The sequence below is a fragment of the Peribacillus simplex genome (assembly GCF_030123325.1).
In the GTDB taxonomy this organism is placed as follows: domain Bacteria; phylum Bacillota; class Bacilli; order Bacillales; family DSM-1321; genus Peribacillus; species Peribacillus simplex_D.
Window position 1 is genome coordinate 3,639,194 of the sequence record NZ_CP126106.1, and the last position, 25,037, is coordinate 3,664,230.

The window sequence follows — 25,037 nt, forward strand, 5'->3', positions numbered from 1 at the left end:
TTTAATGAAACACGGATTATTTTTCAGCAGAAGAAACGGCATTTCGTTTTACGTCACCAAATTTTGGAATGTGATGTTCACCAATTGCAACGTGGATAACTTGTGTTTCCGTATAGAATTCAAAGCTATAATGGCCACCTTCACGTCCTACCCCACTATATTTCGATCCTCCAAATGGTATCCGCAAATCCCTGACGTTTTGGGAATTCACCCAGACCATCCCGCTATCGACAGCTTGTGCAAACCTATGTCCACGTTTCATATCATTGGTCCATACATAAGCAGCGAGCCCATACTTTACATCGTTAGCCATTCTCAGTACTTCCTCTTCAGTCTTGAAAGGAATGACTGCCATGACTGGTCCAAAAATCTCTTCCTGTGCTACCGTCATCTCATTTGTACAGTTCAAGAGAAGCGTCGGTGCAATATAATTCCCTTCCTTGAACGCACTCGGTATGGCGCCGCTTACAATTTCCGCACCCTCATCTTTTGCTATATCCAGATAACGGGAAACATTATTATAATGGTTACGATGGATCAGCGGTCCGATTTCCGTTTCTGGGTCCATTGGGTTTCCAATTTTGATATTATGAACACGTTCCTTCAATTCTGCAACGAACTGGTCTATTATCGATTCATGGACAAATAATCTGGAATTGGCTGTGCAGCGCTCCCCATTGAATGAGTAGATTCCCCATACCACTGAATCCAGGGCTTTTTCTAGATCCGCATCTTCAAAAATGACCGCTGGCGATTTACCTCCGAGTTCCATCGAAAAACGTTTCATTGTATCCGCACCATTTTTTATGATTTCAGCGCCAGTCGTCGTTTCTCCGGTAAAGGATATCAATTGGACTTCAGGATGGGCAACCAAGGACGCCCCTGCTGTTTCCCCAAAACCGTGAACGATATTGAATACGCCTTTCGGCAAGCCTGATTGGTCAATGATTTGTGCCAACTTATTGGCAGTCAGCGGGGACCACTCCGCCGGTTTAAGGACACATGTATTACCTGTAGCCAGAGCCGGGGCGATCTTCCAGGTTTCTAACATGAATGGTGCATTCCAAGGAGTGATTAATCCTGCCACTCCTATCGGTTTATGAATCGTATAATTGATGAAAGTGTCATCCACTTGATACGACTCTCCTATTAGCCTGCTTTTCACCATCTCAGAATAAAAACGGAAGTTCTCCGCTCCCCTTGCCGCCTGTTTTTTTGTCTGGCTAATCGGCAAACCTGTATCAAGGGATTCCAAAAAGGAAATTTCTTCTGCATTTTCTTCAATTAAATCAGCAATTCTATTAATGTACTTCAATCTTTCTTCCACTTTCATCGTTCTCCATGGGCCATTATCGAATGCAGCTCTTGCGGCAGCTACCGCTTGATCAATATCCTCTTTAAACCCTTCTGCCACATTATTGATTGCTTGATTATTAAAAGGGCTTAGATTTTCAAATGTTTTTCCTGAGATACCATCGACAAATTGACCATTGATGTAATGCTTGACATCTTGTACGGGAAAAGTTTGCATGATAGATCCTCCTTTATAAATTAATTCGGGAAGATGGCAATAATCGATTGGATTTGTGCAATCTTCCCAATCTGGCAATTATGACTGGATTATTTGGTCAATCAACCCATATGATTGAAGGGTTTCACGCAGTTCTTTTTCCAATGGTTCCGAAGGCGGTCCCATAGGCGGCCTTAATGCAGGATTGATTTTCCCCATCATCCCCATCGCAGCTTTTAATGGTCCTGGATTGGTTTCTTTAAACAAAACATCATTCAATGGCATTAATTTGTAATGGAGGTCAAGTGCCTTATCCACATCACCCTCCACCCAAAGGTTATAAATTTCCGCGACTTCTTTTGGAGTGATATTTGCAGTAGCACTTATATGTCCTGCCCCTCCAATAGCCAACATTGGATAGCATAATAATTCGATGCCCGAATATAAGAGAAAATCCCTTCCGCAATTCAATAAGACACGGTTTACATGTTCGAAATCTTTATTAGATTCCTTTACACCAATAATATTTTCACAATCTTCAGCTAGACGTGCCAATGTCTTCACTTCTAAATTCGTCGCCGTTCTTCCAGGAATGTTATAAACGATAAGCGGGATATCAACAGAATCGGCTACCGTTTTAAAATGATTGTAAAGTGCCTGTTGATTCGGTCTATTGTAATAAGGAACGATGACTAAAGCAGCATCCGCGCCCATTTCCTGTGCCCTTTTTGTCAAATGCAACGTTTCTTTCTGATTGGCAGATCCAGTACCTGGTGCAACTGGAACTCGGGCTTTTGCTGCTTTAATTGCCGTTTCCATCACTAATTCCCGTTCCTCAATCGTTAGTGAACTCGGCTCTCCGGTAGTCCCGCATACCGAGATTCCATGGGAACCGCTTTCAATGTGCCAGTTTACTAGATTTTCAATTGCCTTTACATCAACTTCCATCTTGTCATCAAACGGAGTGATGACGGGAGCGATGGATCCTCTTAAACGACTTTTGATTTCCTCGTACATTTTTTTACCACCTTTTCATTATTTGAATATTCGGAATAATTAAAGTGAAAAAATCGGCTTTGCTTTTATGAATAATCGATCGACTATTATAAAACAAAGCCTGGGTCATCAAAGTGCCTGTTCGTGATTAGTTTCCGCCCTCTGCTTGAATGTGCTGATTGCATTCAGTTTATGCTTTCTCACCAATGATTCAATTTCTTCAAAAGATGCTTTTTCCTTTAGAAGCTTTATGATGCTTTCGTGTTCGCGTATCGATTGGACTGCGCGTTGCGGCACCATGGTGAACATGGACTTTCTGACTCTATTCATTCTTTGTTGCGCCTGTTTAATTTCCTCTTTTAAAAAGGAGTTTCCGCACTTTTCATAAATTTCTGCATGGAAACATTCGTTTAACTTACCAAACAGCTCTAATTCAAAGTTATGGAGGGCCTTTTCCATTTCTTTGTTTAAATTAATTAGATTTTCAAAATCATGATCAGTCATCGTTAAAGAACTGAGGGCAGCTGCATATCCTTCAAGCAAAGATAAAACAGAAAGAGTTTCAATGTATTCGCTCTCATTAATGCTTGTAACCACCGCTCCACTATAAGGCTTATATTGAATAAGACCGTCGGATTCCAGTTGTCTGATCGCTTCCCTGACAGGAATCGGACTTAAATTAAGTTCTTTTGCCGTTTGATCGATAATGATCCGCTGTCCAGAACCATATGTTCCATCCAAAATTAATTCACGAAGGTGCTCATAAGCTATTTGCTTTTTGCTGGGGTTTTTGTTTTTCTCTTCCATATTTTCATCATATATGAAATCATATATGATTGCAATCGATTTTTATTAAAAATCATATATGATTTTCACTTTCTTTCCAAGCTTGTATTACCATAAATGATGACCTTTTCCTTTGCCATAGTGAAGTGTGCTAAAACGCTTTTCATGTCTTCTTCCCGAAAGTAGCATATCAAAATACAATCGAAAAAACCTGCAGACCCTGATGTAGCAAGGTAGTCTGCAGGTTATTAAAAAATTATGCCATTTTTGATTTTACGAATGAATGTATTCTTTCAACTGCTGCTTCCAGCAGTTCCAATGAAGTTGCATAAGAGAGCCTGATGTTATCAGGTGCACCAAACCCTGAACCTGGAATAACAGCCACTTGAGCTTCTTCCAGCAACGCAGTCGTAAATTCCTCGACATTGCTGTACCCTGTTAATTCAGCTGCACGTTTAACGTTCGGGAATAAATAAAATGCCCCTTGTGGTTTAATGCAGCTGATTCCTGGAATTTCAACCAATTTATCATATATCTTATTCAAACGGCCTTCAAATGACTGACGCATTTCTTCAACAGGCTCCTGTGTACCTTCATAAGCGGCAATCGCACCATATTGAGCAGTTGTGGTAGGATTGGAAGTGCTATGGCTTGCAAGGTTCGTCATTGCTTTAATGATGGACTCATCACCGACTGCATAACCAATTCTCCAGCCAGTCATCGAATGCGATTTAGAAACACCATTGATAATGATCGTTTGCTTTTTCAATTCAGGTGAAATCTCTGCAATGGATGTATGTTTAGCATTTCCATAAACCAATTTTTCGTAAATTTCGTCGGAAACGATCAAGATGTCATGAGCCAGGCAAACTTCCCCGATAGCCGCCAATTCTTCCCTGGAATAAAGCATTCCCGTTGGATTGCTTGGAGAGTTGATGATAACCGCTTTCGTTTTTTCGGTAATTGCTTGTTCTAATTGTTCTTTAGTGATTTTATATTGATTTTCTTCCGTACCGACTACATAAACCGGCTTACCGTCAGCAAGCTTGATTTGCTCAGGATAGCTCACCCAATATGGTATCGGAACGATGACTTCATCTTCTTCATCCAGGATAGCTTGAAACAATGTGTAAAGCGCGTGCTTTGCACCAGAGCCAACTACAATTTCAGACGGTTTGTATTCCAAGCCTTGATCACGCTTCAATTTAGCCGCAATTGCTTCTTTTAGCTTCGGCAGTCCAGCGGATGGCGTGTATTTAGTTTGACCTTCATTCATGGAAAGAAGTGCTGCATCTATGATATGTTTGGGCGTATTATAGTCTGGTTCACCAGCACCCAAACCAATTATATCTAGACCTTGTGCCTTAAGTTCCTTTGCTTTTGCCGTGATGGCCAATGTTGTTGATGGCGTCAATGACTGAACGCGGTTCGCTAATTTCATTTTAAATTAATCCTCCATTCTAAATGCTTCGATAATACTTCAGCCATTCCCCAGTTTTAAAATCATAATAGTCATAGTTAAAACGCTCGGATTCATCAAGATACGTTACTTCCCAAAGCGGAACGTTCTTTTCCATGCCTAGCTTAACCGAAATGATTTTTTGGGGATTAAGCTTTTCTTTGACAATGTTTAAGATCTCTTTTTTTGACTTACCATCTTTATAGTTTTCCACTACGATTTCTTTCTTCTTGTCCTCAGGAAGCCAGACTATTTTTTTAGTCCCTTTTTCTCCCTTACCAATGATTACGGAGTATGAATCCTGCCCATTATAAAGGTAAAATTCTTCCATTGTCACAAGGCCGCCCTCTTCCTTTGCCTTTTTAAAAGCCTCATTACCAGCCTCTTTTTTAGGCTGCAACGCTTTAATATATGCCCCGCTGACAAATCCGATAAAACATAGGACCAGGATAGAAGCAATAATCAACCATTTTTTCAAAACTGCTTTTCCTTCTTTCTATGTACGATAAATTGTAAATATCGCTTTTTCTTGATCTTGGGAATCCAGTGCCAGGCCGAACATTAAGTCATCTTTTTTCAATGTTCGGTTCAAAGAATCCACAATTTTATACAGATCAGGAGAATGTTGCAACCTGACTGTTGAAATTACTTCGATTTTACTTTCCATGAAAACGCCCCTCCATTTTAATAATTTGTCAACAACCACTGGTATGAATAGGATTTGAAGGCTTTACCACCTATCACATTATAACAGCTCAAAGATTATTTTTCTTTATAATTTCTTAAAAATTCATTTTAGATTAAGAATGATTTAAAGATTCTTTAAATCCACTCTTCTATCATTTCAGCCATTTCTGTTATTGAGGCTTGGTGCCAGTCCACTTCCGGAATGGCTTTTTGAAATTCAGGTCCATATTTGGCAGTGATGATGCGGCGATCAAGAATCACCAAAATCCCCTTATCTTCTGGAGTGCGTATAAGCCTGCCGAAACCTTGCCGGAACCTTAGCAGGGCTTCAGGTAAAGAATACGCAGAGAAAGGATTGCGCCCTTGCTTCTCGAGAAGTTGGCATTTTGCAGCTGTCACTGGTTCATCCGGTGGCGAAAAGGGCAGCCTGACAATGATTAAACAAGATAAATCCTCGCCGGGGATATCGACGCCTTCCCATAGGCTGGTTGTCCCAAACAGGACGGCTTTATCGAAGTTTTGGAAATTCCTGAGCAGCCTCATCCTGCTTCCCCCAGAAATCCCTTGGGCAAACAGCGTGAACTCATCCAGTACGCCACTGTCTTTGATGGAATGATAGGTTGCCCTCAGCATTTCATGCGAGGTGAATAATACCATCATTCTCCCTTTCGCTGCCTGAGCGGCAGCAATAATATGATTTGCCGCCGTTTCGGAGAATTCCTCCACCGATAAGCAATTGATATCTGGCAGATCATTTGGAACCAGTACCTTTACGAGTTCCTTATAAGGAAAGGGTGAAGGTAAACTTGCTGTCTGCATTGGCTCATTCTCTAAACCGAGTTGTTCTTTAAAATACTTAAAAGAATCCTTCACCACGAGGGTTGCCGATGTCATGACCACACTCTTTTGGCGCCCGAAATAGGAATCCCAAAGCCGTTTACTTCCTGCAATCGGCTGAACCGTCAAAGTCACCCCATGCTGGGGTGCTGCATTCGTATAATCGAGCCAATAAATATTTTCTTCATGCGGCTTGATGAAAAATTCATGCAAGGAGTCCCTGGTATCCTGTAAATGTCCAAGCAGCACCTCGATATCATTCAAGTGAAATAATGATTTTTTTCCTAAGGGGGACTCATTATTCAATAAAAGAGACAATCTTTTCTCTAGCTCCGTGATGATGAACCCTAATAAATCCACCAATCGCTCAGCGACCAGAATCGCTTTACCCCATCTTCCATCATCTATTTTGAATGAAAGCCGTTTCGGACTCATGGAACGTGAAAGTTTTTCCGCCTGATTGGAGATATAATAAAAAAGCTGTTCGAATTCATACGAAAAATCACTAAGCTTTTGATCTAATTCATGCATGGACTTCCCATCAGTCAGTCCATTATTTAAGAGCATCCTGTCCAATTTATATAATAATTGCTTTTGATCTGATGTCCCTAGTCTGTTCAAAACCGTCTTCACCGAAATGTAATTAAGCCTGCTCCCAAGCTGTTTAGATGCAGCCTGTTCCAAGTGGTGTGCTTCATCGAGAACCAAATACCCTTTTTTTGGAATCAAGGCATCTTCTGTAAGCAGATCCGTCATTAAAAACGAATGGTTAGTAATGATGATATCCGCCTTGGCAGCTGTTCTTTTTGCCCGTTCAAAAAAATCCAATTCAAGCCAGGGCTGTTTTAAACCGGCGTATGTAAGACCATCACTTTGAAGCCTATTCCAGAATAGCTGTCCGCCGCTTGTGAGATTCAATTCATCTTTATCGCCTGTTACGGTTTCAGTGAGCCAAACCAATATCTGCATTTTCGTTAATGCCGTTTCATAATTATCTTCCTTTTCACGCAATGCCCTTTCGAACTTTGCCAAGCTCAAATAATTACTTCTCCCCTTTAGTAAAACAGCTTGAAAGGTAAACGGAAGGATTTTCTTAAGCTTAGGAACCTCGTTTTGAAGAAGTTGATCCTGTAGCTGAAGCGTATACGTCGAAACGACGACAGGTTTATGATGTTTTTTTGCAAAATAAACAGCCGGAAGCAGATAGCCTATGGATTTTCCAATACCTGTCCCAGCTTCAATGATTGCATCCTGGCTGGATTCGAAGGAATGGTGAATCATGTTCATCATCTCAAGTTGTCCGCTTCTTGCTTCAAAGGCAGGGAATGCACTTTGTAGCAGGGCTATTTTTTCCCCATCATCGAGCGGGAATTTCGACTCCGTGTCTTTATGATCACCTTCGTCTTCGGCCTTTTTAAATGCAAGGCCCCTATACGTAATAAGATCAGGCGAATGGACTTCTGCTTTAGCAAGTTTGCTTGCAATGCAAGCATCTATTAATTCGGAAACCTCACTTTGTAAGGAATATGATAATCGATATAACTGTTTAAGTGTCATGACTGGAAGGTTCAACAGCTTTTTTTTCAATTCCAACAATAATAAAGCGGTGGCATATGCATCACTATCCGCTTGATGGGGCCTGGAATGATCCAGGTTTTCTTCTTTAGCCAGCTGGTGCAGCTTATATCCATCGGATGTTGGTTTTAATATTTTCGCTAACTCTACTGTATCAAGGGTGGAACCATAAAACGGCTCAAACCCGCATCGTACTAGTTCTTCCTGTAAAAAAGATAAATCAAATAAAACATTATGGGCAACAAAACAAGCCCCTTCTATAAGCCGGGCAATATTTTCTGCAACATCTTCAAAGTCAGGTGCATTTTTTACCGTCTCGTTGCTTATTCCGGTCAATTCTTCAATAAACAAGGAAATTTCCTGTCCGGGGTGGATGAATGTCGAGTATTCATCCACAATTTGATCATTTTCGATGACCACGCCAGCAAATTGTATAATCCTATCTCCTTTTTTCGGAGAATTCCCTGTTGTTTCCAAATCAACCACTACATATCGTTGCATCATGAATTGTACACCTCAAACTTCGCTTTCTCCACTTCCTGATGGAATTCTCTTATCTTTTTTATACCATAATAATCGTAATAAAGGAAACAAGCCGTTCATCGAAATACTAAAAGGGCCGGCACCTGTATGCATGATTCATGCACATGTGCCGGCCCCCCGCTTACATGATTGTAGCTGCAGGTTCGTTTGAAATCAAATCAATGATTTTGTTGTTTTCATCCATGATCGCAACTTTTGGTTTGTGCTCTCCCAGTTTATCCTCTGAAACCATTACATAAGAAATGATTATCACGATATCATCCGGCTGCACCAGTCTAGCTGCCGCTCCATTCAAACACACTACACCGCTACCCCGTTCACCCGCAATCACATACGTTTCAAGTCGTGCACCATTATTATTATTCACGATGGCGACTTTTTCGTTAGGCAGAATACCCACCGCATCGATTATATCTTCATCAATCGTTATGCTGCCTACATAATTCAAATTAGCTTCAGTTACCCGTGCACGGTGAATTTTCCCATTCATCATCGTTCGAAACATCTAAATTCCCCCTGATTTTCATGAATTATTCCACATATAAGGTGATATTATCAATTAGTCTTGCATGCTTGAACTTTACAGCCATTGCAATGATGACGTTTCCTGCCAGCGATTCGAGTGGTTTAAGTTCCGGATATTGATAGACTTCAATATAGTCGATCACTCCACTTGTGTGGCCAGCAATATGTTCCCTTACTAAGTCCGTGACGGTTCCTGTATTTCTTTCACCTGATTCAACCGCCTCTTTGGCCTTTAATAAACTTTGGTACAGCTCTTTGGCCTCCATGCGTTCTTGATCTGATAAGTTAACATTTCGCGAGCTCTTCGCTAACCCATCTTCTTCGCGAACGGTATCTACAGCAACAAGCTGGATAGGGAAATTAAAGTCTTTGATCAAACCATCTATCACGGCGACTTGCTGGGCATCCTTCTTACCAAAGTAAGCTCTATCAGGAAGGATGATATTAAAGAATTTCGTTAAGACCGTCGCTACACCATCAAAGTGTCCAGGTCTTTGTCTCCCGCATAAAACATCCGTCCTGCTTTGGACAACAACCTTCACAGATGGTTCTTCACCGTACATTTCGTGGACTGTAGGATAGAAGAGATAATCCACTCCGCCATTTGCTGCGACATTTTCATCCCGTTCCAAATCCCGCGGATATGTTTCAAAATCCTCATTAGGTCCAAATTGCATCGGATTCACAAAAATACTCAATACCACAATATCATTTTCTTTGCGGGCCTTTTCCAAAAGCGTTGCATGCCCCTCATGTAAAAACCCCATTGTCGCTACATAGCCAATGCTTTTATGATTGTTTTTTTCCTCTCTAAGTGCCAGTTGCAAATCAGCAGCCGATGTAAAAGTTTTCATCTTTTCCCTCCATAAAGTTCAGAAAGCTGCTCTTCTTTCATCGTAAAAGTATGTTCTTCCGAAGGAAAATCTTTAGATTTCACTTCATTCACAAAGCTTGAAATCGATTGACCAATCAGTTCATTTGCATCTCCATAAACTTTTACGAATTTCGCTAGCCGGTCTACCCCATACTTGATGACATCATGGTAAACGAGGACTTGACCATCCGTTTCTGCGCCTGCCCCAATTCCGATGGTTGGAATTTCGAGGTTCCGTGTGACGAGTTCCCCCACTTGATGTGGAACACATTCAAATACTACTGCCATCGCCCCTGCCGCTTCACACTTTCTCGCATCTTCCAAGAGCTGTGCGGCACTTTCGGCATCTTTACCTTGCACTTTATATCCGCCCAGAACGCCGACTGATTGGGGTGTCAGGCCAAGATGGGCTACGACCGGGATGCCCGCCTTGGTTAAAGCTGATATTTTTTCAACAACATCATCCGCTCCCTCAAGCTTCACGGCATCCGCTTGACCTTCCTGCATGATTCGGGCTGCATTCTTGAGCGTTTCATCCATAGATAGGTGATAGCTCATAAAGGGCATGTCCGTCACGACAAATGTATCTGGCGCACCGCGTTTTACCGCCTTTGTATGATGGATCATGTCATTCACCGTAACTGGAATCGTTGATTCATATCCCAATACGACCATTCCTAAAGAATCGCCGACTAAGATCATGTCTACACCTGATTGTTCGGCTAACTTTGCAGACGGGTAATCATAAGCCGTCAGCATGACAATTTTCTCTTGATTTTGTTTCATTTTCAAAAAATCTCCGGACAATTTCATTACGTTTCCTCCTTTTGATGGAGGAGATGAAAACATCAGCGAAAACTGGTGTCTATACATTCATGCGCAAAAAAAAGACTGACTAAAAAGGATCTGTTTCGCTACGAAAAAAGGCTTAAAAAGCCAAATATCGACACAGACTTATCTTTTAGTCAATCTTTGTTTCATCAGAAGTTTCATCCCTCCGTCCCCGTCCAGTTCTCTGGATCAAGGCAGATTTTCAAATAATTTGGTATTCATGGGGGTGCAGTTCACATTAGATACTGCCCACTTGCATTATATCAAGCCTAATTAAAAATTTCTATTTAATTTTCACGAATTTGACAAAATCTACTGAATTTCAATATCTGCAGAATATATCGAGTGTACGGTTCCTTTTCCGTCTTCAAGAAGTAAAACGCCTGAATCCGTTATGCCCAATGCTTTTCCGACAATCGTGTCATTAACGGTACTGGCTTTGATAACCTGGCCAAGACTGATCGCATAACTCTCCCATAAATCCTTTATTGGCATGAAGCCTTCATCTAAATAGAGTTCGTACAAGTTTTCGAGACGGAACAATGCTCGTTGAATGACCTTGGACCTTGAAACCGCCCCTCCACTTTCTATGAGGAGGGAAGACGCCTTTTCCTGCAGTTCTTCAGGAAAATCCTCCAATTGCTGATTGATATTCATTCCAATTCCGACAATGACAGAATGGATTCTATCTGACTCCGCCTGCATCTCCGTCAGGATGCCCACCACTTTCTTGCGATTCACCAAAATATCATTCGGCCACTTTATTTGTGGCTTCAAATCAGTGGTATCCTCTATAGCCTGGGCAACGGCGACCGCGGCCAATAATGTAAGTTGCGGAGCCTCATGAATCGGGATTTTCGGCCTTAGGATCAGACTCATCCATATGCCGCTGAATTTCGGGGAATGCCAAGATCTCATTAGCCTTCCTTTTCCGGATAACTGCTCCTCGGCAACGACGAGGGTTCCCTCCTGTACGCCTTCATTCGCTAGTTGATGAGCAATTTTTTGAGTGGATTCTACAGTTTCCTGATAGTGTATCATCTTGCCTATAGTTTTTGTTTCCAAGCCAAGTTGTATTTCGCTCTCTGACACTTTTTCCGGCGCTGATATGATCCGGTAGCCTTTTTTCCTGACGGCTTCTACATTATACCCTTCACTGCGCAGGTCTTCTATATGCTTCCAGACGGCTGTGCGCGAACAGCCAATGTATTCAGCAATTTCCTGACCGGATATGAACGCACCATCCGCTTTTGAGAGGGCTTCCATCAGTTTTGTTCTTAACTCAGATTGCATTTCACCAGCCACCTCTTAATTTCTTCTTTATCATTTCGTAATTCTTCATCCAAGACAGCTTTCAATATTTTTTCCAAGTATTCTTTGACCCATGGACCTGGCCTTTCTTGATGCCAATTCAATAAATCCTTACCCGTAACGGCAAGGTCCGACATTTGTTTTATAATAAGTTCATTGTAACGCTGATGTGCATTCTCCTCCGCATCCGATACATTACCGCCACTCAGTGCCGCCTTGACTTTAGCAGCTTGTACAGTTACACCATGACCTGCCTGAAATACATCGATGGCTGACGGTTCTTTCTTCACTAGCTGTATCGTACGTTGAACGCTTCTTATCGTTTTCAATGGCAGCTTCCATTCCCTCAAAGCCTTTTCCAGGTCCTGATCCTTTGTGTTAACCATGATTATAGACCATATTTCTGCCGCTTTTAGCTGCTGAAGCGGCAGGTTCAGTAAGTCCATCAAATGATCTTTTTTACTGGAGAATTGAGGCAGGTATTGATATAATCCGCTTTCCAGCAAGAGTGAGAAAGCCCTTATCTTATTGGAGCCGGCCACTAGCTTCTCAAATTCAACCAGGATTCTTTCGACAGCGATTTCACTGATGATCTGGGCGTTCTCTTTAAGTGAATCAAAGGTTTCTTGATCCAGATCAAAATCAAGTTGGCTGACGAACCTTAAAGCACGCATCATTCTCAATGCATCCTCATGAAACCTTTCATTTGGGTTGCCAACCGTGATAATCCTTTTTTCTGCCAAATCACACTTACCATTAAATGGATCGAAGATCTTTCCGGTCTTATCCATTGCCATTGCATTCATCGTAAAATCTCTTCTTTGCAAATCCTCTGTCAAAGAACGGACAAATTGTACAGAATCGGGTCTGCGAAAGTCTGAATACCCGCTTTCCGTTCTAAACGTCGTAATTTCGTATGTACCCGTATCCGTAATGACAAGCACTGTTCCGTGGTCGATTCCGATATCAGCCGTATTAGGAAAAATCCTTTTGATTTCCTGGGGTGTCGCGGAAGTGGCGATGTCCACATCGTTTATGGGCCGGCCAAGGATAAAATCCCTTACAGAGCCGCCAACGAAATAAGCCTCGTATCCTGCTTCTTCAATCACTTCCAGAATGGGTACTGATTTTAAGAATAACCGATCCATCAGCATACCCTCCCTATTCCATGGATTTACCTTCAAGTGCTTGAATGTAGATGGCTTCATACTCTGACATAATCGTATCGGAATGAAAATCTGTATTGGCCCTTTTCAGCGCAGCTTCAGAAAAGCGTTTATGTAAAAGCGGGTCGCTTAAAAGTCCAACCGCTTTTTCAGCAACCATATTGACATCTCCCAATTCACAAATATAACCAGTCTTCCCATCAACGATGACTTCAGGAATTCCCCCGATATTCGTCCCGATACAAGGAACTCCACATGCCATCGCCTCGAGCAGCACAAGTCCGAAACTCTCTTTTTCCGATAACAGGAATATCAAATCACTGATTGAATATAATTCGGCAAGGTTATCCTGCTTACCAAGAAACAAGACCGAATCATCGATTCCAAGATCTTTAGCCAATTTCAATACGGTTGTCACTTCCGGCCCGTCTCCTACAAGTAAAAGCTTTGCAGGCATTTTCTTTTGAGTTAAATAAAACGCCTGGATGACGTCTTTCACTCGCTTGACCGAACGGAAATTGGAAACATGTATGATCACTTTTTCATCTTCACTGATTCCGTATTCATCCTTAAGGTAATCGGAATTGGATTTATGGTAATCCCTTTCATCAATAAAATTATAGACGGTTTTGATTTCTTTTTCCGGCGCAATTAATTCGTGCGTTTGCTGGACAAGGGAATTAGATACTCCTGTAACGACATCTGATTGCTCTATCCCGAATTTTATCAAATTGGTCAATGAGGGATCATGGCCTAACACGGTTATGTCCGTACCATGCAGTGTGGTTACGATCTTTACTTCATTACCTGACATTTGCTTTGCAAGGATCGCACAAACAGCATGTGGAATTGCATAATGAACGTGAAGGATATCTAATTTCTCCCGTTTTACGACATCCGCTATCTTGCTAGCAAGAGCCAGGTCATATGGTGGATATTGAAAGACTGAATACGAGTTCACTTCAACCTGGTGATAAAAAATATTACAGTACATCTTATTCAAGCGAAAAGGGAGGCTTGAAGAAATGAAATGTATTTCATGTCCTTTTTCTGCAAGCATCTTACCTAATTCAGTTGCTACGACACCAGAACCCCCAACTGTGGGGTAACAGGTAATTCCAATTTTTAATTTCATAAGCTTATTTTTCTCCTAACAAGTCGGCATCGATCAGTAACGGTTTTTTTGTCATGAATCCCTCCGCATAGGCGACACCCACTTCTTTACCGAACATCCGCTCCCGTGCCTCTACAGTCTCGATATAACCATTAACAAGCGGTGTTTCCACAGATATTTGACTCTTTTCGAATTGGCTGCCATATGCCCTAAGGCTATCCAGCTTTTTCGACATTGTAGAAGTGATGTCCACGACGAAGTCCGGTTTGTGAAACCCATTGATCATATAATAGTACATATTTTGGACGCGATGAGAATCCAGGCCTTCCTCTTCCATATACTTTCTTACTCCTGCCGAAAAAACTGCTTCCTCCACTAATTTGGCACAGTTACCATGATCGGGATGGCGATCTTCCAAAAATGGTGCAAATACAAGGGCAGGTTTATAATGGCGAATGACCGCAATGATTTGATTTATGTATTCCGCTTTCATGTATAGTCCCCGGTCGGGTAGATCAAGGGAAATCCTCGTCACCCCAAGGATTTCAGCAGCCTTATGCGCTTCCTCCAGCCGCAATGGAACGGTACCATTGGATGACATTTCAGCCTTTGTCAAATCACAAATGACAACTTTCCTGCCTTTTTGCACATATTTAGCGATTGTGCCGCCCATACCGATTTCAACATCATCCGCATGTGCGCCAAAAGCCAGGATATCTATATTACTTTTGTTTTTCATTTATCTCACCTTGTTTTTGCCTTAGTTTTAGCCAGTCCATATAGCCATGTTTCAATCCTTGTATCAGCACTTCTGCCGTGCCCATATTTGTCGCCAAGGGAATTTCATATACATCTGATAGTCGTATAAGCGCCGATACATCAGGTTCATGTGGCTGTGATGTCAAAGGATCGCGGAAAAATAGGACCATGTCCATTTCTCCGCGTGCAATCATTGCACCTATTTCCTGATCCCCGCCAAGAGGTCCTGAATGAAAACGATGGACAGGCAGCGATACTTCTTCCATGATTCGTTTCCCGGTCGTACCTGTTGCAAATAATTCATGCTGCTCAAATACAGCTTTATAGGCTGTTACAAATCGAATGATATCTTCTTTTTTCTTATCATGGGCAATTAAGGCAATTTTCATCGTAAATCCTCCTGATCCCTATTCGATAATATTTTCCAGGCCGTATACAAGAACATCCAATTTCATGACGGTATCGACAGCAAGTTTGACTCCTGACATGAAGGACGCTCGATTAAAGGAATCATGCCGAACCGTCAATAGCTCTCCATCACTTCCGAAAAGCACCTGTTGATGGGCAACAAGTCCCGGTAGCCGTACACTGTGGATATGCATGCCATCTATATTTGCACCTCTTGCACCCTGGATGGTTTCTTTTTCATTAGGGTGCCCCTGTTGTTTTGTTTCACGTACCGCTGCAATCATGTCTGCCGTTTTGGAGGCCGTGCCAGAAGGTGCATCCAGTTTTTGATCATGGTGCATCTCTATGATTTCTACATCAGGGAAATATTTTGCAGCCATTTGGGAAAACTTCATCATCAAAATGGCTCCAATCGCAAAGTTTGGCGCGATGATGCAACCAATGCCCTTTTCTTTTGTTAATGAATCCAACTTCGCTAAATCTTCCTTAGTAAAACCGGTCGTTCCCACTACAGGGCGGATGCCATGATTAAGTGCCGTTTCGGTATGGAACATCCCCACTTCCGGTGTGGTCAAATCGATCAATACGTCCGCCTTTATAGAAGAAAAGCATTCATTTATATCCGAAAAAACCGGTGCTTCAATACCGTGAAAACCTTCTATCGCGGAGATGCTTTCCCCGTTATGCTTGCGATCTATGACAGCTGCCAATTCAAACCCTTCTGTCCTATGTACAAGCTTCACCGCTTCATTTCCCATTCTGCCACGTGGACCAGCTACAATCACTTTCACTTTACTCATCTTTACCTTCCTCCTCCATTTTCTCTTCTTTTCTTGTCCATCTATCTTTATCGCGGGTGGTAAACTTTTCCATAACCAAATCATGCGAGTTTTGAAGGTCAATCCCTAAAGAATTGGCAAAACAAATCAACACAAAAAGCATGTCCCCTAATTCCGCTTCAATCGTATTCTCTTCCTCTGTTGCCTTCTTTGGTTTTTCACCATGGTAATGATTGACTTCCCTGGCCAATTCCCCAAGTTCTTCAGACATGCGGGCGAGCATGGCGAGAGGGCTGAAATATCCTTCTTTAAATTGTCCTATGTATTGGTCGACTTCCGCTTGCATTTGTTGGATCGTCTTATGCTTTTCCATATTGTCACCCATTCTTGATTTTCGTTTTCAAATATCATACCTTCTCCATGTTAGCTAAAAGTGAAACAGAAGACAACAGATACGTTCGCAAATCAAAATTGCCCATAGTTGGTTAATTAGTTATAATAAGTAAATTAATGATATGCAAACCTTTGGAGGTATGGGACATGCTTTTGGGCTTAAAATTGAAAAATATTATATTCATACTTTTTGGGGCTGGAATATTCGCCTTTGGCCTCGTGCATTTTAATATGCAGAACAACTTGGCCGAAGGCGGGTTCACCGGTCTCACCTTGATTATATATCAACTTATCGGGATAAATCCTTCTTATTCTAATTTGATTTTGAATATTCCTTTATTTTTAATAGGGTGGAAATATTTAGGACGCACTTCTTTCTTTTATACGATTATCGGAACGGTCGGCCTCTCCGTTTGGCTATGGGTTTTCGAAAGATACCAAATCGAAATCAATCTCGGAAACGACTTGATGCTGGTGGCATTGTTTGCCGGGGTCTCTGTTGGTGTCGGGCTGGGCATTATCTTTCGTTACGGCGGGACAACAGGTGGAGTGGATATCATCGCCCGTTTTGCCCACCGTTACTTGGGGATGGGCATGGGACGGACCATGTTCATCTTTGATGCCGTCGTCATTGGCCTTTCCATCCTTACCTACCTTGATTACCGGCAAGCGATGTATACCCTCGTTGCCGTATTTATAGGTGCCAGAGTAATCGACTTTATGCAAGAAGGAGCCTATGCTGCTAGAGGTGCAATGATCATTAGTGATAAAAATAAGCAAATTGCTGAAAAAATCATGAATGATATGGAGCGGGGCGTAACCGTATTAAGGGGATATGGGTCCTTTACACGCAATGACCGGGAAGTACTTTACTGTGTTGTTGGCAAAAATGAACTAGTACGCTTAAAGAATGCCATAACATCGGTGGACCCTCATGCATTTGTATCTGTAAGTGAAGTGCATGATGTATTGGGTGAGGGCTTTACCCTTGATGAAAACAAGAATCCCATTGAAAGGTAATCCTTTTATTCGCGGCATACAGGTGGAATGCAATCCTTATGAATGTTCCCTGTCTAACTGAATTTTATTAGCAATGTGCAGCAAATATTTTAAAAATAAAAAGGACCCCATCCCAAGATGGAGTCCTTTTTCAAATTAATCCTCTTCCCTCATTCCTGTATACATAAGCAGAAGACGAACTAATTCCAGTACGGCTACAAGAGCGGCAGCAACATAAGTCATCGCAGCGGCACTTAATACTTTTTTCGTTTCCCGTTCTTCATCATTCCGGATGACCCCAGCGGAAACGAGTTGATCCATCGCCCGAGAGGAAGCATTGAATTCAACAGGCAGGGTTATCACTTGGAACAATACAGCGGCTGCCATAAATGCGATACCCGCCAATAGCAACCCAGGAATTGAAGCTAACATCCCTATTAAAATCAAAATCCAAGATATGTTAGAGCCAAAATTAGCGACCGGTACTAATGCATGGCGGAAACGCAAGAATGCATATGCTTCTTTATCTTGAATCGCATGTCCAACTTCATGGGCTGCAACCGCTACACCGGCAACTGAATGGCCGTGATAGTTAGCCGATGATAATCGCACCGTTTTATCCCTTGGATCGTAATGATCCGAAAGCATTCCAGGTGTCTCTTCGACCCTGACATTGAACAGTCCATTTTGGTCCAAGATGGCCCGCGCGGTTTCAGCGCCATTCATACCAGAAGAGGCCGATACCTTTGAATATTTTTTATACGTGCTTTTCACTTTCATTTGTGCATAAATCGGGATTAAAATGATAATCGCCAAATATATGAAATACATGGTATCCTCCTATAACTATTATTACTCTTAATTCTATGGATTGAAGGCAACCGTGTCAAATATAGTGTTCTCTTCCCGTGTCTTTTTAATCATTATGTTCTTTCCTTGGTTTTTCCCTATCACCTTTATATTTTCTCCAGCCTACATAGGAAAGCGTCATGATAATGATTGAGCCTGTCGATATGATGACCCACCAAAGGGAAGGATCTGTGTCATCTTCCCCCATTTCATCAAAAATGGTGCTTAGTTCGTTTTGCAGCGCATCCAGTTCCTTTTGACTTTCTCCATCACTGATTACCTCCGGCCGGTATTCGTTGATGTATTGGATCCTCGTGTCCAGTTGCTGCATCGTTTCTTTAGAAAGGTCGACTTTCAAGCTTGGATATATCATTTCATATTGTGATAGGAATAAGTTCAATTGGCTATTGAATGTAATTGTGTCTTGATTGATCGCGGCGTTCTTTGTTTGCTGGAAAGAATTCATCATTTGATCCTCCATCTCTGTCCAAAGAGGCTGATGGGTAGACTTGACCGCATCAACAACAAGCCGGAACTTTGTAACAGAATTAACCTTTTCGGAATCTCCCTTGTTCATGTCCTTTATTGTCATCAACGCCTCATTATGAGCTACAGTGATAATTCGAAGTTCGTCCATGTCAAGGATCTGCTCTTTCGCTGTCTCTTTTAAAAACCGGTCAGAAAAAAACGTCAGCATCTTTTCCGAATCTCCATATCGCTTCAACTTGGTCATCTCCAAGGCTCTATCGGAAATGTCATCTAATTGCTCCAAACTTGAAGAGGATTCTGCATAGACAGGGAAATGTAAGACGACAAATAAAACAGCAATGGTTAATATGAATTTTTTCAACATGCTACTCGTCCCTCCTCATATCTCTACTAAAACGATATGAAAGAAAAAACATGAGTAGACCTCGTTCAACATAAAAAAGTTAACCCTGCTTTTACAAAGTTGTATTTAGAGTTAACTTTTTAAGGGATGAAGGATAGGGTGATCCGCTTTTTTCTATATCCAAAGTACCAGCCGACGAAAATGGAAAGTATGCTGAGCCAAAAAGTGAAATAACCTATCGAATTCATATATACCAATAAATCACGGTATATGGGCATCATTTCAAAAACATAATCGATTATGTCATTATGTATGGTCCAAATCCCTGCCACTATCATATGCCAAGGTTTTATTCGATAAAATGGTGCATATAATACACCTTGAATCGCCATCCCCAAATGGGAAGCCATTAACATATAACCTTCCCATGGCAATGAACCTGTTGTCACGAAGGTCATCAAATTCATTGCAACTGCCCATATGCCATATTTGAATAGTGTTATTATCGCCAATGCTTCCATAAGTCCGAAATTCCTTCTTAATAGGAACCCCACTAAAACAAATACAAAAAACAAGCTGGCAGTCGGGCTATCCGGTACAAATGCCAAAAAAATTGCCGGAGTGTTTTCCAATTGACTACCGTACCAATAATATCCATAGGCAGTTCCGAATATATTTATCAATAATAGCAAAGCGAGCATTTGCCGATTTGCAAGCCAACTGTAGATAACATTCATTCTTTTACCCTCACTTACATTCTCATGTATACCCATTTTACAGGCCATCAGCCAGAAAACCAAGCATTCATTTCAATATCCTCTCATTAACGCTTCAATTTACCAATAAAAAAGCCGACAACCGTGGTCGTCAGCTTCTTTGGCAGCATAAGAAGAAAATCTGTTGATGGCTATATTATTTTGTCGATAAACCTGATACAAATTCAGCTAATGTTTTCAATTCTTCATCTGTACCTTTGAACATGCCAGCCGGCATGGCGCCCTGGCCTTTGACTGCGATCTTAGAGATTTCTTCTGGCTTTAAACCAGTGTCAATTAAGCTTGGCGCTCCTGCTCCACCAGTTAACTCTGCTCCATGACAGCTGATACAGCCATTGGAATCCATCAATTTATACCCATCGCTCTCTTTATCAATGTCTGCACCTTCCACGATCGCTCCTTGCTTCTTGGAAGCTTCCCAATCGTGATGGGCTGCGGACTCCCATGTTAAATAGAAAACGCCGGCCATTGCCAATAACATGAAGCCTACAGCAAAAGGACGTTTCGCCGGGCTCCGCTCTGGACCACGGTCTAGAAAAGGTGCCAAGAGCAATGCCCCGAATGCCAAACCAGGTATTACCATGGACCCGATTGCATTATAAGGACCTGAAGCATAAGTATACTTAAGTAATTGGTAAAGGAATAGGAAATACCAGTCCGGCAGCGGAATATACCCTGTATCTGTAGGATCTGCTATCCTCTCCAATGGTGACGGATGTGCGATTGTCAAGCAAAGATAACCTACAAGAAATACAGCTCCTACCATCCATTCTTTTAAAAGGAAATTAGGCCAAAATGCTTCAGTTTTCCCAGGATATTCTGAATAATCTTTCGGAATATTCGGTTTACGGTCCGCGGAGATACGCGAGTCACCTACGAATTTCATACCTTTCCCACGATGCATTGAACAATTCCCCTCCTTCATGAAAAGGTTTTTTTGGTTTTTGGTTCACCATTCTTTTATAGCGGGCCTGAAATACCTTGTTTTCGGATCATCAGGAAATGAGCCGCTAGTAAAGCAAATAATGCCGCTGGCAGGAAGAATACATGAATTGCAAAGAATCGTGTCAATGTCTGTGCCCCAACGATGGTTGGATCTCCTGCTATCAATGTCTTGAGTGCCGGTCCCATCAATGGTACCGATTCGACAATAGTCAAAGTAACTTTCGTTGCGAATAGCGCTTTCATATCCCATGGCAATAAATAACCAGTCAAGCCTAATGCCAGCATGATGAAGAAAATCAATACGCCGACCATCCAGTTCAATTCACGCGGTTTTTTGTAAGCTCCCTGGAAGAAGACACGAAGAGTATGTAAAAACATCATAACGATAACTAGACTTGCTCCCCAGTGATGCATACCACGGACGATTTGACCGAAGGCAACTTCATTTTGCAAATAATAAACAGATTCCCAAGCGTTTTTAATGTCCGGGACATAGTACATCGTCAAGAACATGCCTGACAATATTTGGATGACCGTAATAAAGAAAGTTAACCCACCAAAACAATATACGAATGCAGAAAAATGATGTGCGGGGTTAACATGTTCAGGAACCTCATGGTCAGCAATATCCCGCCATAATGGCGTAATATCTAAACGCTCGTCCACCCAGTCATATAACTTTGTTAGCAATGTTTACGCCTCCCCATGCGGTTTTAGTTGACCCAAATAAAGTATTCCATCTTTTTCTTTCGTGTCAAAGACATCCAATGGTGAAACCGGCGGTGTCCCTTTCACATTCATCCCATCTTTCGTATACCTGCCATAATGGCAAGGACAGAAAAATTGATTCGGATTAGTCTTATCCGTATTCCAACCTACCGTACAGCCTAAATGTTTACAGATTGGAGATAAGGCAACGATCTTACCATCATCCGTTTTGTAAACCCATGCTGTATTTGTTTCTTCAGACTCATACCACCCATCGACCTGTTTAAAACTAAAGTCGACACGGGTTGGTTCGGTAGTCAGTTCACCCACCTTCTGTTTAGTTGCAACGTAATCCCCGCCTTTATCAGCTGATAATACAGGATCAATTGCAAACCTAACCATAGGCATCAACATACCGGCCGCCATAAATCCACCAACGCCAGTAAGTGTGTAATTAAGGAATTGACGTCGTGAAACATTATGCTTGCTCATGCGTTTTCCCCCCCTCTATTACTATACTGAGAGCCCAAAGGACCAATAAATAGCGACACTATAAAACTAGGACATTTCCATGATATCTCAATAATTTACCAAGGTCAATATTTGTAAAACCCAAAAGGTGGCAACAATGTGTCAAATAATGCGAAAAATCCTACTTTTTTTCATTTTTCCAATTATAAGAGAAAATATCAAGGATTTGGATAACTTGCTGGTTAATCATTTCCCTTGCTTGTTCAATTTCAAGCCCCTCCAGGGGGATGGCAGGAATCCATACTAAATTATTTTCTAATTCCCGCTCTTCCTTTTTCCACTCAAAATCAGATGTAAGAAAAAAAACATGCTCGAAATCATTTTTTTTCACTTCATTGGCCCAACGCTTTAACCGCTCAACCTTATCCATTTCATCACTTAAATAATGAAATGTTGGCAATAAAAGAATTCTTCCTTTCATCTGCTTTTCAATTTCCAAGCTTAAGATGGTAAGAAATTCATTCATTGAACCCGATTGCTTCATTTGCCCTTTAAAAGATAAGGGAACCAAAGGAATCAAAACGGTATCCACATACTCTTTTGACTGCATATACATGTCAAGATCTTTTGCTGTCCACTTCATGTTTTTCTTCACTCCCGATTTTTTGAATCAACTCCTTTTCATTTTACCATTATTTTTATAACATCTTTACCATATACCCATAGTCTTTACAAAAATGTGGATTTTATCAAGGTTTTATAAAAAATAAAAACCTTTCCTGATTACGGAAAGGTTAATTTATTTTATCCAAGTACTTTTAATTGGTTCAATTGTTCTGTTAAGTTCTTAAATGCTTGTTCATCATGCTTATCAAGTGCTTCATCGATTTCCTTAAGCAGACGGTCCCTTTGAAAATACAACATGCTTCTTTCTAAAAATTGTTCAGCCAGCAGCTGATCTTTTTCATTCGATGCAGTTGATTTCGGCATGAAGGGATTGTGCTCGAGTACCGCTGCATATTGATAGGAAGAGTAAGACGATTTAAAATTGAGCTGAATATAAATGTCTTCATCCCGATTTAAACGGATATCATGAAAAGATTTCTCTGCATCGGTAGTCATGATATTGGACTTATAGAACCTGAAAGGGACCTCATCCACACAATGTGTCGACATGATCAGTCCACGTGGGCAATATTGTGCATTTTCCACAAAATGAACCTTTTTCATTAGTTGATCATGACTCATTAAGTAATTCAATATCCATACGCATTCTCTTCGTTTCAATTGGTAATGATTTAAAAACCACCGAATAAAATCCTTCTTCTCATTCACAGAAACAGGGGCAGCCACCATGAATTCCCTCCTCTGTCTTGATTTAGTTTTGTTTCACTTATCTACATTTCATCCGAGCTTTCACCTAGCCGCTCCAAAACCATTGCATACTCATCATTCGCCGGGTTCATCTCAAGCAGCTTATTAAATACTTCTCTAGATGTGGCTCTGTCTCCTTCTTCAATTAAAAAGAAACCATAATCTTCAAGGAAATCTTGATTGTTCTTGAATGAATTATATGCTTTATGATAGCTGGTTAATGACTCTTTAAATTGTTCGGTTTGCTGATAAGATACAGCAGCTATCCATTCAAACTGCGGATCATCCTCTCCATATCGCCTTACTTCACCAATACACTCCAATACATCTTCATACCTTTCGTGGTGCATATACAATTTCAATAGGGTGAGTGCAGCTTCCAGGTATCCCGGATCAATGGCAAGTGCTTCTTTAAATAGATTTTCCGCCTCTTCATCAAGGCCGCTTTTCAAGGCTATTTTTCCACCGAAGAAGTAAAGTTCCTTATTGAATTCATCAGCCTTGATTCCTTCTTTGACCGTTTTCAAGGCATTTTCCAGATCTTCAAGATGTTCATAACTTTTTGCCAGGTACAAATATAGAGAATGGTATTCATGATCTAATTCTTTCAGTTCAATAAACTTTCGTACGGCTGTCTCATAAAGACCTGCCTGAAAAGCTGTAAATGCATATTCAAATAGGGTATTGATTTCAAGTCCATCCTGTAAGGCCTTTTCAAAGTGCGGTAGGGCCTCCTCGAACTTCCCTGAACTGCTTAATGCTTCGGCAAGCCTCTGATTGACATTAACACCAGCGATTTCTTGTTCCTGTTCCAAAACCTTTATGTAATTTGCAATGGCTTCCTGATCCCTTCCTTGATGAAAGAACAGTTCAGCTAGTGCAAAATCAATGATGATCTCATCTGGAAGCATTTCCTTGGCTTGCTGTAATTTCCGTTCGCTGACCTCATCCATCCCTTGTAATTGATAAAGGTCCGCTTCCAAAAGCAAAGCACTTGGATATACTTCATCATCTGCACTTACTTTTTCAAGCATCAGCATCGCTTCATCTTCCTGGTCCATGTCAATAAGGATTTCCGCCAACGAAACAATCAATTCTCCTTCATTGGGATAGAGTTGCAGAAGATGTTCAAAAAGATCCTTTGCCTCCTCCGCAAAACCAAGCTGGAGCATTTCTTCGGCCAGCAACAATATGTCCTCTGCTGACTCTGATGTTTTAATTCGATTTATATGTTTAAGAGCTTCTGTTAATTCCCCTTTTTTTAAATGCTGTATAACTTGTTCCACTGTGTTCATTGTTGAATCCTTCCTTTTGCATGATAGACTTGGTCCCTAGTCATACACACTCACGCCATAATGTAACATATTCTTCCATTAAGAACAAAATACCATGTAATCGCGAGATGCATAGTAAACAGTATTCATTAGTTTACCATACTGTAGCCCTGTATTCCATTGATGAAGTCCCCTCCCATTCTCATTAAAAAAAGGTTACTAGTTAATTCTCCACGCTACGGTAAATCTCCTTTTT

27 protein-coding genes are annotated in these 25,037 nt (G+C 41.3%); 1 reads left to right on the forward strand and 26 read right to left on the reverse strand.

The features are described from left to right. Positions 1-16: 16 nt before the first annotated feature. From hpaE to QNH43_RS17195, 17 genes are all read right to left on the reverse strand, one after another. A complete protein-coding gene (gene hpaE, locus QNH43_RS17115) occupies positions 17-1,531 on the reverse strand; it encodes a 5-carboxymethyl-2-hydroxymuconate semialdehyde dehydrogenase (RefSeq protein WP_283915050.1) in 1,515 nt (504 codons plus the stop codon). A gap of 78 nt (positions 1,532-1,609) precedes the next feature. After that, on the reverse strand, positions 1,610-2,527 hold the full coding sequence (gene hpaI / locus QNH43_RS17120) for a 2,4-dihydroxyhept-2-ene-1,7-dioic acid aldolase (RefSeq protein ID WP_076365704.1): 918 nt from the start codon (positions 2,525-2,527) through the stop codon (positions 1,610-1,612). A gap of 108 nt (positions 2,528-2,635) precedes the next feature. Beyond that, a complete protein-coding gene (locus QNH43_RS17125) occupies positions 2,636-3,313 on the reverse strand; it encodes a GntR family transcriptional regulator (RefSeq protein ID WP_283915051.1) in 678 nt (225 codons plus the stop codon). Positions 3,314-3,548: 235 nt separating this feature from the next. Further along, entirely contained in the window at positions 3,549-4,733 is a 1,185-nt protein-coding gene (locus QNH43_RS17130; protein ID WP_283915052.1) for a pyridoxal phosphate-dependent aminotransferase, read from the reverse strand. Positions 4,734-4,752: 19 nt separating this feature from the next. Beyond that, on the reverse strand, positions 4,753-5,229 hold the full coding sequence (locus tag QNH43_RS17135; RefSeq protein WP_063233239.1) for a cell wall elongation regulator TseB-like domain-containing protein: 477 nt from the start codon (positions 5,227-5,229) through the stop codon (positions 4,753-4,755). 18 nt (positions 5,230-5,247) lie between these two features. Further along, positions 5,248-5,418 carry a YpmA family protein gene (locus QNH43_RS17140; RefSeq protein ID WP_065310840.1) on the reverse strand — a complete coding sequence of 57 codons (171 nt, stop codon included), beginning with the start codon at positions 5,416-5,418 and terminating at the stop codon, positions 5,248-5,250. Positions 5,419-5,573: 155 nt separating this feature from the next. Next, on the reverse strand, positions 5,574-8,354 hold the full coding sequence (gene dinG / locus QNH43_RS17145; RefSeq protein ID WP_283915053.1) for an ATP-dependent DNA helicase DinG: 2,781 nt from the start codon (positions 8,352-8,354) through the stop codon (positions 5,574-5,576). Positions 8,355-8,514: 160 nt separating this feature from the next. Then, positions 8,515-8,898 (reverse strand): aspartate 1-decarboxylase, encoded by a 384-nt coding sequence (gene panD, locus QNH43_RS17150; protein ID WP_076365694.1) that lies wholly within the window; start codon positions 8,896-8,898, stop codon positions 8,515-8,517. 25 nt (positions 8,899-8,923) lie between these two features. Further along, on the reverse strand, positions 8,924-9,772 hold the full coding sequence (gene panC, locus QNH43_RS17155; RefSeq protein WP_283915054.1) for a pantoate--beta-alanine ligase: 849 nt from the start codon (positions 9,770-9,772) through the stop codon (positions 8,924-8,926). Next, the gene (panB, locus tag QNH43_RS17160; RefSeq protein ID WP_283915055.1) at positions 9,769-10,605 is read right to left on the reverse strand and encodes a 3-methyl-2-oxobutanoate hydroxymethyltransferase; all 837 of its coding nucleotides are present in this window, start codon (positions 10,603-10,605) and stop codon (positions 9,769-9,771) included. Before panB ends, panC begins: the two co-directional genes overlap by 4 nt. A gap of 330 nt (positions 10,606-10,935) precedes the next feature. Next, complete coding sequence (locus tag QNH43_RS17165; protein WP_283915056.1) at positions 10,936-11,916, reverse strand: biotin--[acetyl-CoA-carboxylase] ligase; 981 nt, start codon at positions 11,914-11,916, stop codon at positions 10,936-10,938. Continuing rightward, on the reverse strand, positions 11,901-13,082 hold the full coding sequence (locus QNH43_RS17170) for a CCA tRNA nucleotidyltransferase (RefSeq protein WP_283915057.1): 1,182 nt from the start codon (positions 13,080-13,082) through the stop codon (positions 11,901-11,903). Before QNH43_RS17170 ends, QNH43_RS17165 begins: the two co-directional genes overlap by 16 nt. 13 nt (positions 13,083-13,095) lie before the next feature. Continuing rightward, positions 13,096-14,235, reverse strand: a complete 1,140-nt coding sequence (gene bshA, locus QNH43_RS17175) for an N-acetyl-alpha-D-glucosaminyl L-malate synthase BshA (RefSeq protein ID WP_076365684.1) — start codon at positions 14,233-14,235, stop codon at positions 13,096-13,098. A 4-nt stretch (positions 14,236-14,239) separates the two neighbouring features. After that, positions 14,240-14,953: a bacillithiol biosynthesis deacetylase BshB1 gene (gene bshB1 / locus QNH43_RS17180; protein WP_283915058.1), complete on the reverse strand. Its 714-nt coding sequence runs from the start codon at positions 14,951-14,953 to the stop codon at positions 14,240-14,242. Continuing rightward, on the reverse strand, positions 14,937-15,362 hold the full coding sequence (locus QNH43_RS17185) for a methylglyoxal synthase (protein WP_230302962.1): 426 nt from the start codon (positions 15,360-15,362) through the stop codon (positions 14,937-14,939). The genes bshB1 and QNH43_RS17185 overlap by 17 nt, the downstream gene beginning before the upstream one ends. 18 nt (positions 15,363-15,380) lie before the next feature. Next, positions 15,381-16,181, reverse strand: coding sequence for a 4-hydroxy-tetrahydrodipicolinate reductase (dapB, locus tag QNH43_RS17190; RefSeq protein ID WP_283915059.1), 801 nt, complete (start codon positions 16,179-16,181; stop codon positions 15,381-15,383). Beyond that, a complete protein-coding gene (locus QNH43_RS17195; protein ID WP_076366321.1) occupies positions 16,174-16,533 on the reverse strand; it encodes a nucleotide pyrophosphohydrolase in 360 nt (119 codons plus the stop codon). Before QNH43_RS17195 ends, dapB begins: the two co-directional genes overlap by 8 nt. A 167-nt stretch (positions 16,534-16,700) precedes the next feature. On the opposite strand from QNH43_RS17195, the gene QNH43_RS17200 reads away from it, so the two are divergent. Beyond that, a complete protein-coding gene (locus QNH43_RS17200; RefSeq protein WP_283915060.1) occupies positions 16,701-17,573 on the forward strand; it encodes a YitT family protein in 873 nt (290 codons plus the stop codon). A 135-nt stretch (positions 17,574-17,708) separates the two neighbouring features. Here the strand turns inward: QNH43_RS17200 and QNH43_RS17205 are convergent, their stop codons facing one another. The 9 genes from QNH43_RS17205 to QNH43_RS17245 form a co-directional block, all read right to left on the reverse strand. Next, on the reverse strand, positions 17,709-18,383 hold the full coding sequence (locus tag QNH43_RS17205) for a zinc metallopeptidase (RefSeq protein WP_283915061.1): 675 nt from the start codon (positions 18,381-18,383) through the stop codon (positions 17,709-17,711). Positions 18,384-18,468: 85 nt separating this feature from the next. Then, on the reverse strand, positions 18,469-19,254 hold the full coding sequence (gene ypjB, locus QNH43_RS17210; RefSeq protein ID WP_283915062.1) for a sporulation protein YpjB: 786 nt from the start codon (positions 19,252-19,254) through the stop codon (positions 18,469-18,471). A 119-nt stretch (positions 19,255-19,373) separates the two neighbouring features. After that, on the reverse strand, positions 19,374-19,970 hold the full coding sequence (locus QNH43_RS17215; RefSeq protein WP_283915063.1) for a lipoprotein heptaprenylglyceryl N-acetyltransferase LhaT: 597 nt from the start codon (positions 19,968-19,970) through the stop codon (positions 19,374-19,376). Positions 19,971-20,145: 175 nt separating this feature from the next. Then, positions 20,146-20,913, reverse strand: coding sequence for a menaquinol-cytochrome c reductase cytochrome b/c subunit (locus QNH43_RS17220; RefSeq protein WP_034307972.1), 768 nt, complete (start codon positions 20,911-20,913; stop codon positions 20,146-20,148). Between the two features lie 56 nt (positions 20,914-20,969). Then, positions 20,970-21,644, reverse strand: a complete 675-nt coding sequence (gene qcrB / locus QNH43_RS17225) for a menaquinol-cytochrome c reductase cytochrome b subunit (RefSeq protein ID WP_034307974.1) — start codon at positions 21,642-21,644, stop codon at positions 20,970-20,972. Positions 21,645-21,647: 3 nt separating this feature from the next. Beyond that, positions 21,648-22,154, reverse strand: coding sequence for a Rieske (2Fe-2S) protein (locus tag QNH43_RS17230; protein WP_034307977.1), 507 nt, complete (start codon positions 22,152-22,154; stop codon positions 21,648-21,650). A 160-nt stretch (positions 22,155-22,314) separates the two neighbouring features. Further along, positions 22,315-22,776 (reverse strand): YpiF family protein, encoded by a 462-nt coding sequence (locus tag QNH43_RS17235; protein ID WP_283915064.1) that lies wholly within the window; start codon positions 22,774-22,776, stop codon positions 22,315-22,317. A 161-nt stretch (positions 22,777-22,937) separates the two neighbouring features. Further along, positions 22,938-23,489, reverse strand: coding sequence for a ReoY family proteolytic degradation factor (locus QNH43_RS17240; RefSeq protein ID WP_063233222.1), 552 nt, complete (start codon positions 23,487-23,489; stop codon positions 22,938-22,940). A 41-nt stretch (positions 23,490-23,530) separates the two neighbouring features. Beyond that, entirely contained in the window at positions 23,531-24,802 is a 1,272-nt protein-coding gene (locus tag QNH43_RS17245; RefSeq protein ID WP_283915065.1) for a tetratricopeptide repeat protein, read from the reverse strand. Positions 24,803-25,037 lie beyond the last annotated feature (235 nt).

What these genes read in the sequence shown, in the direction of transcription:
- hpaE (WP_283915050.1), bottom strand. Translation starts at nt 1,531, where the DNA reads ATGCAAACTTTTCCCGTACAAGATGTCAAGCATTACATCAATGGTCAA.
- hpaI (WP_076365704.1), bottom strand. Translation starts at nt 2,527, where the DNA reads ATGTACGAGGAAATCAAAAGTCGTTTAAGAGGATCCATCGCTCCCGTC.
- QNH43_RS17125 (WP_283915051.1), bottom strand. Translation starts at nt 3,313, where the DNA reads ATGGAAGAGAAAAACAAAAACCCCAGCAAAAAGCAAATAGCTTATGAG.
- QNH43_RS17130 (WP_283915052.1), bottom strand. Translation starts at nt 4,733, where the DNA reads ATGAAATTAGCGAACCGCGTTCAGTCATTGACGCCATCAACAACATTG.
- QNH43_RS17140 (WP_065310840.1), bottom strand. Translation starts at nt 5,418, where the DNA reads ATGGAAAGTAAAATCGAAGTAATTTCAACAGTCAGGTTGCAACATTCT.
- dinG (WP_283915053.1), bottom strand. Translation starts at nt 8,354, where the DNA reads ATGATGCAACGATATGTAGTGGTTGATTTGGAAACAACAGGGAATTCT.
- panD (WP_076365694.1), bottom strand. Translation starts at nt 8,898, where the DNA reads ATGTTTCGAACGATGATGAATGGGAAAATTCACCGTGCACGGGTAACT.
- panC (WP_283915054.1), bottom strand. Translation starts at nt 9,772, where the DNA reads ATGAAAACTTTTACATCGGCTGCTGATTTGCAACTGGCACTTAGAGAG.
- panB (WP_283915055.1), bottom strand. Translation starts at nt 10,605, where the DNA reads ATGAAATTGTCCGGAGATTTTTTGAAAATGAAACAAAATCAAGAGAAA.
- QNH43_RS17165 (WP_283915056.1), bottom strand. Translation starts at nt 11,916, where the DNA reads ATGCAATCTGAGTTAAGAACAAAACTGATGGAAGCCCTCTCAAAAGCG.
- QNH43_RS17170 (WP_283915057.1), bottom strand. Translation starts at nt 13,082, where the DNA reads ATGGATCGGTTATTCTTAAAATCAGTACCCATTCTGGAAGTGATTGAA.
- bshA (WP_076365684.1), bottom strand. Translation starts at nt 14,235, where the DNA reads ATGAAATTAAAAATTGGAATTACCTGTTACCCCACAGTTGGGGGTTCT.
- bshB1 (WP_283915058.1), bottom strand. Translation starts at nt 14,953, where the DNA reads ATGAAAAACAAAAGTAATATAGATATCCTGGCTTTTGGCGCACATGCG.
- QNH43_RS17185 (WP_230302962.1), bottom strand. Translation starts at nt 15,362, where the DNA reads ATGAAAATTGCCTTAATTGCCCATGATAAGAAAAAAGAAGATATCATT.
- dapB (WP_283915059.1), bottom strand. Translation starts at nt 16,181, where the DNA reads ATGAGTAAAGTGAAAGTGATTGTAGCTGGTCCACGTGGCAGAATGGGA.
- QNH43_RS17195 (WP_076366321.1), bottom strand. Translation starts at nt 16,533, where the DNA reads ATGGAAAAGCATAAGACGATCCAACAAATGCAAGCGGAAGTCGACCAA.
- QNH43_RS17200 (WP_283915060.1), top strand. Translation starts at nt 16,701, where the DNA reads ATGCTTTTGGGCTTAAAATTGAAAAATATTATATTCATACTTTTTGGG.
- QNH43_RS17205 (WP_283915061.1), bottom strand. Translation starts at nt 18,383, where the DNA reads ATGTATTTCATATATTTGGCGATTATCATTTTAATCCCGATTTATGCA.
- ypjB (WP_283915062.1), bottom strand. Translation starts at nt 19,254, where the DNA reads ATGTTGAAAAAATTCATATTAACCATTGCTGTTTTATTTGTCGTCTTA.
- QNH43_RS17215 (WP_283915063.1), bottom strand. Translation starts at nt 19,970, where the DNA reads ATGAATGTTATCTACAGTTGGCTTGCAAATCGGCAAATGCTCGCTTTG.
- QNH43_RS17220 (WP_034307972.1), bottom strand. Translation starts at nt 20,913, where the DNA reads ATGCATCGTGGGAAAGGTATGAAATTCGTAGGTGACTCGCGTATCTCC.
- QNH43_RS17230 (WP_034307977.1), bottom strand. Translation starts at nt 22,154, where the DNA reads ATGAGCAAGCATAATGTTTCACGACGTCAATTCCTTAATTACACACTT.
- QNH43_RS17235 (WP_283915064.1), bottom strand. Translation starts at nt 22,776, where the DNA reads ATGAAGTGGACAGCAAAAGATCTTGACATGTATATGCAGTCAAAAGAG.
- QNH43_RS17240 (WP_063233222.1), bottom strand. Translation starts at nt 23,489, where the DNA reads ATGGTGGCTGCCCCTGTTTCTGTGAATGAGAAGAAGGATTTTATTCGG.
- QNH43_RS17245 (WP_283915065.1), bottom strand. Translation starts at nt 24,802, where the DNA reads ATGAACACAGTGGAACAAGTTATACAGCATTTAAAAAAAGGGGAATTA.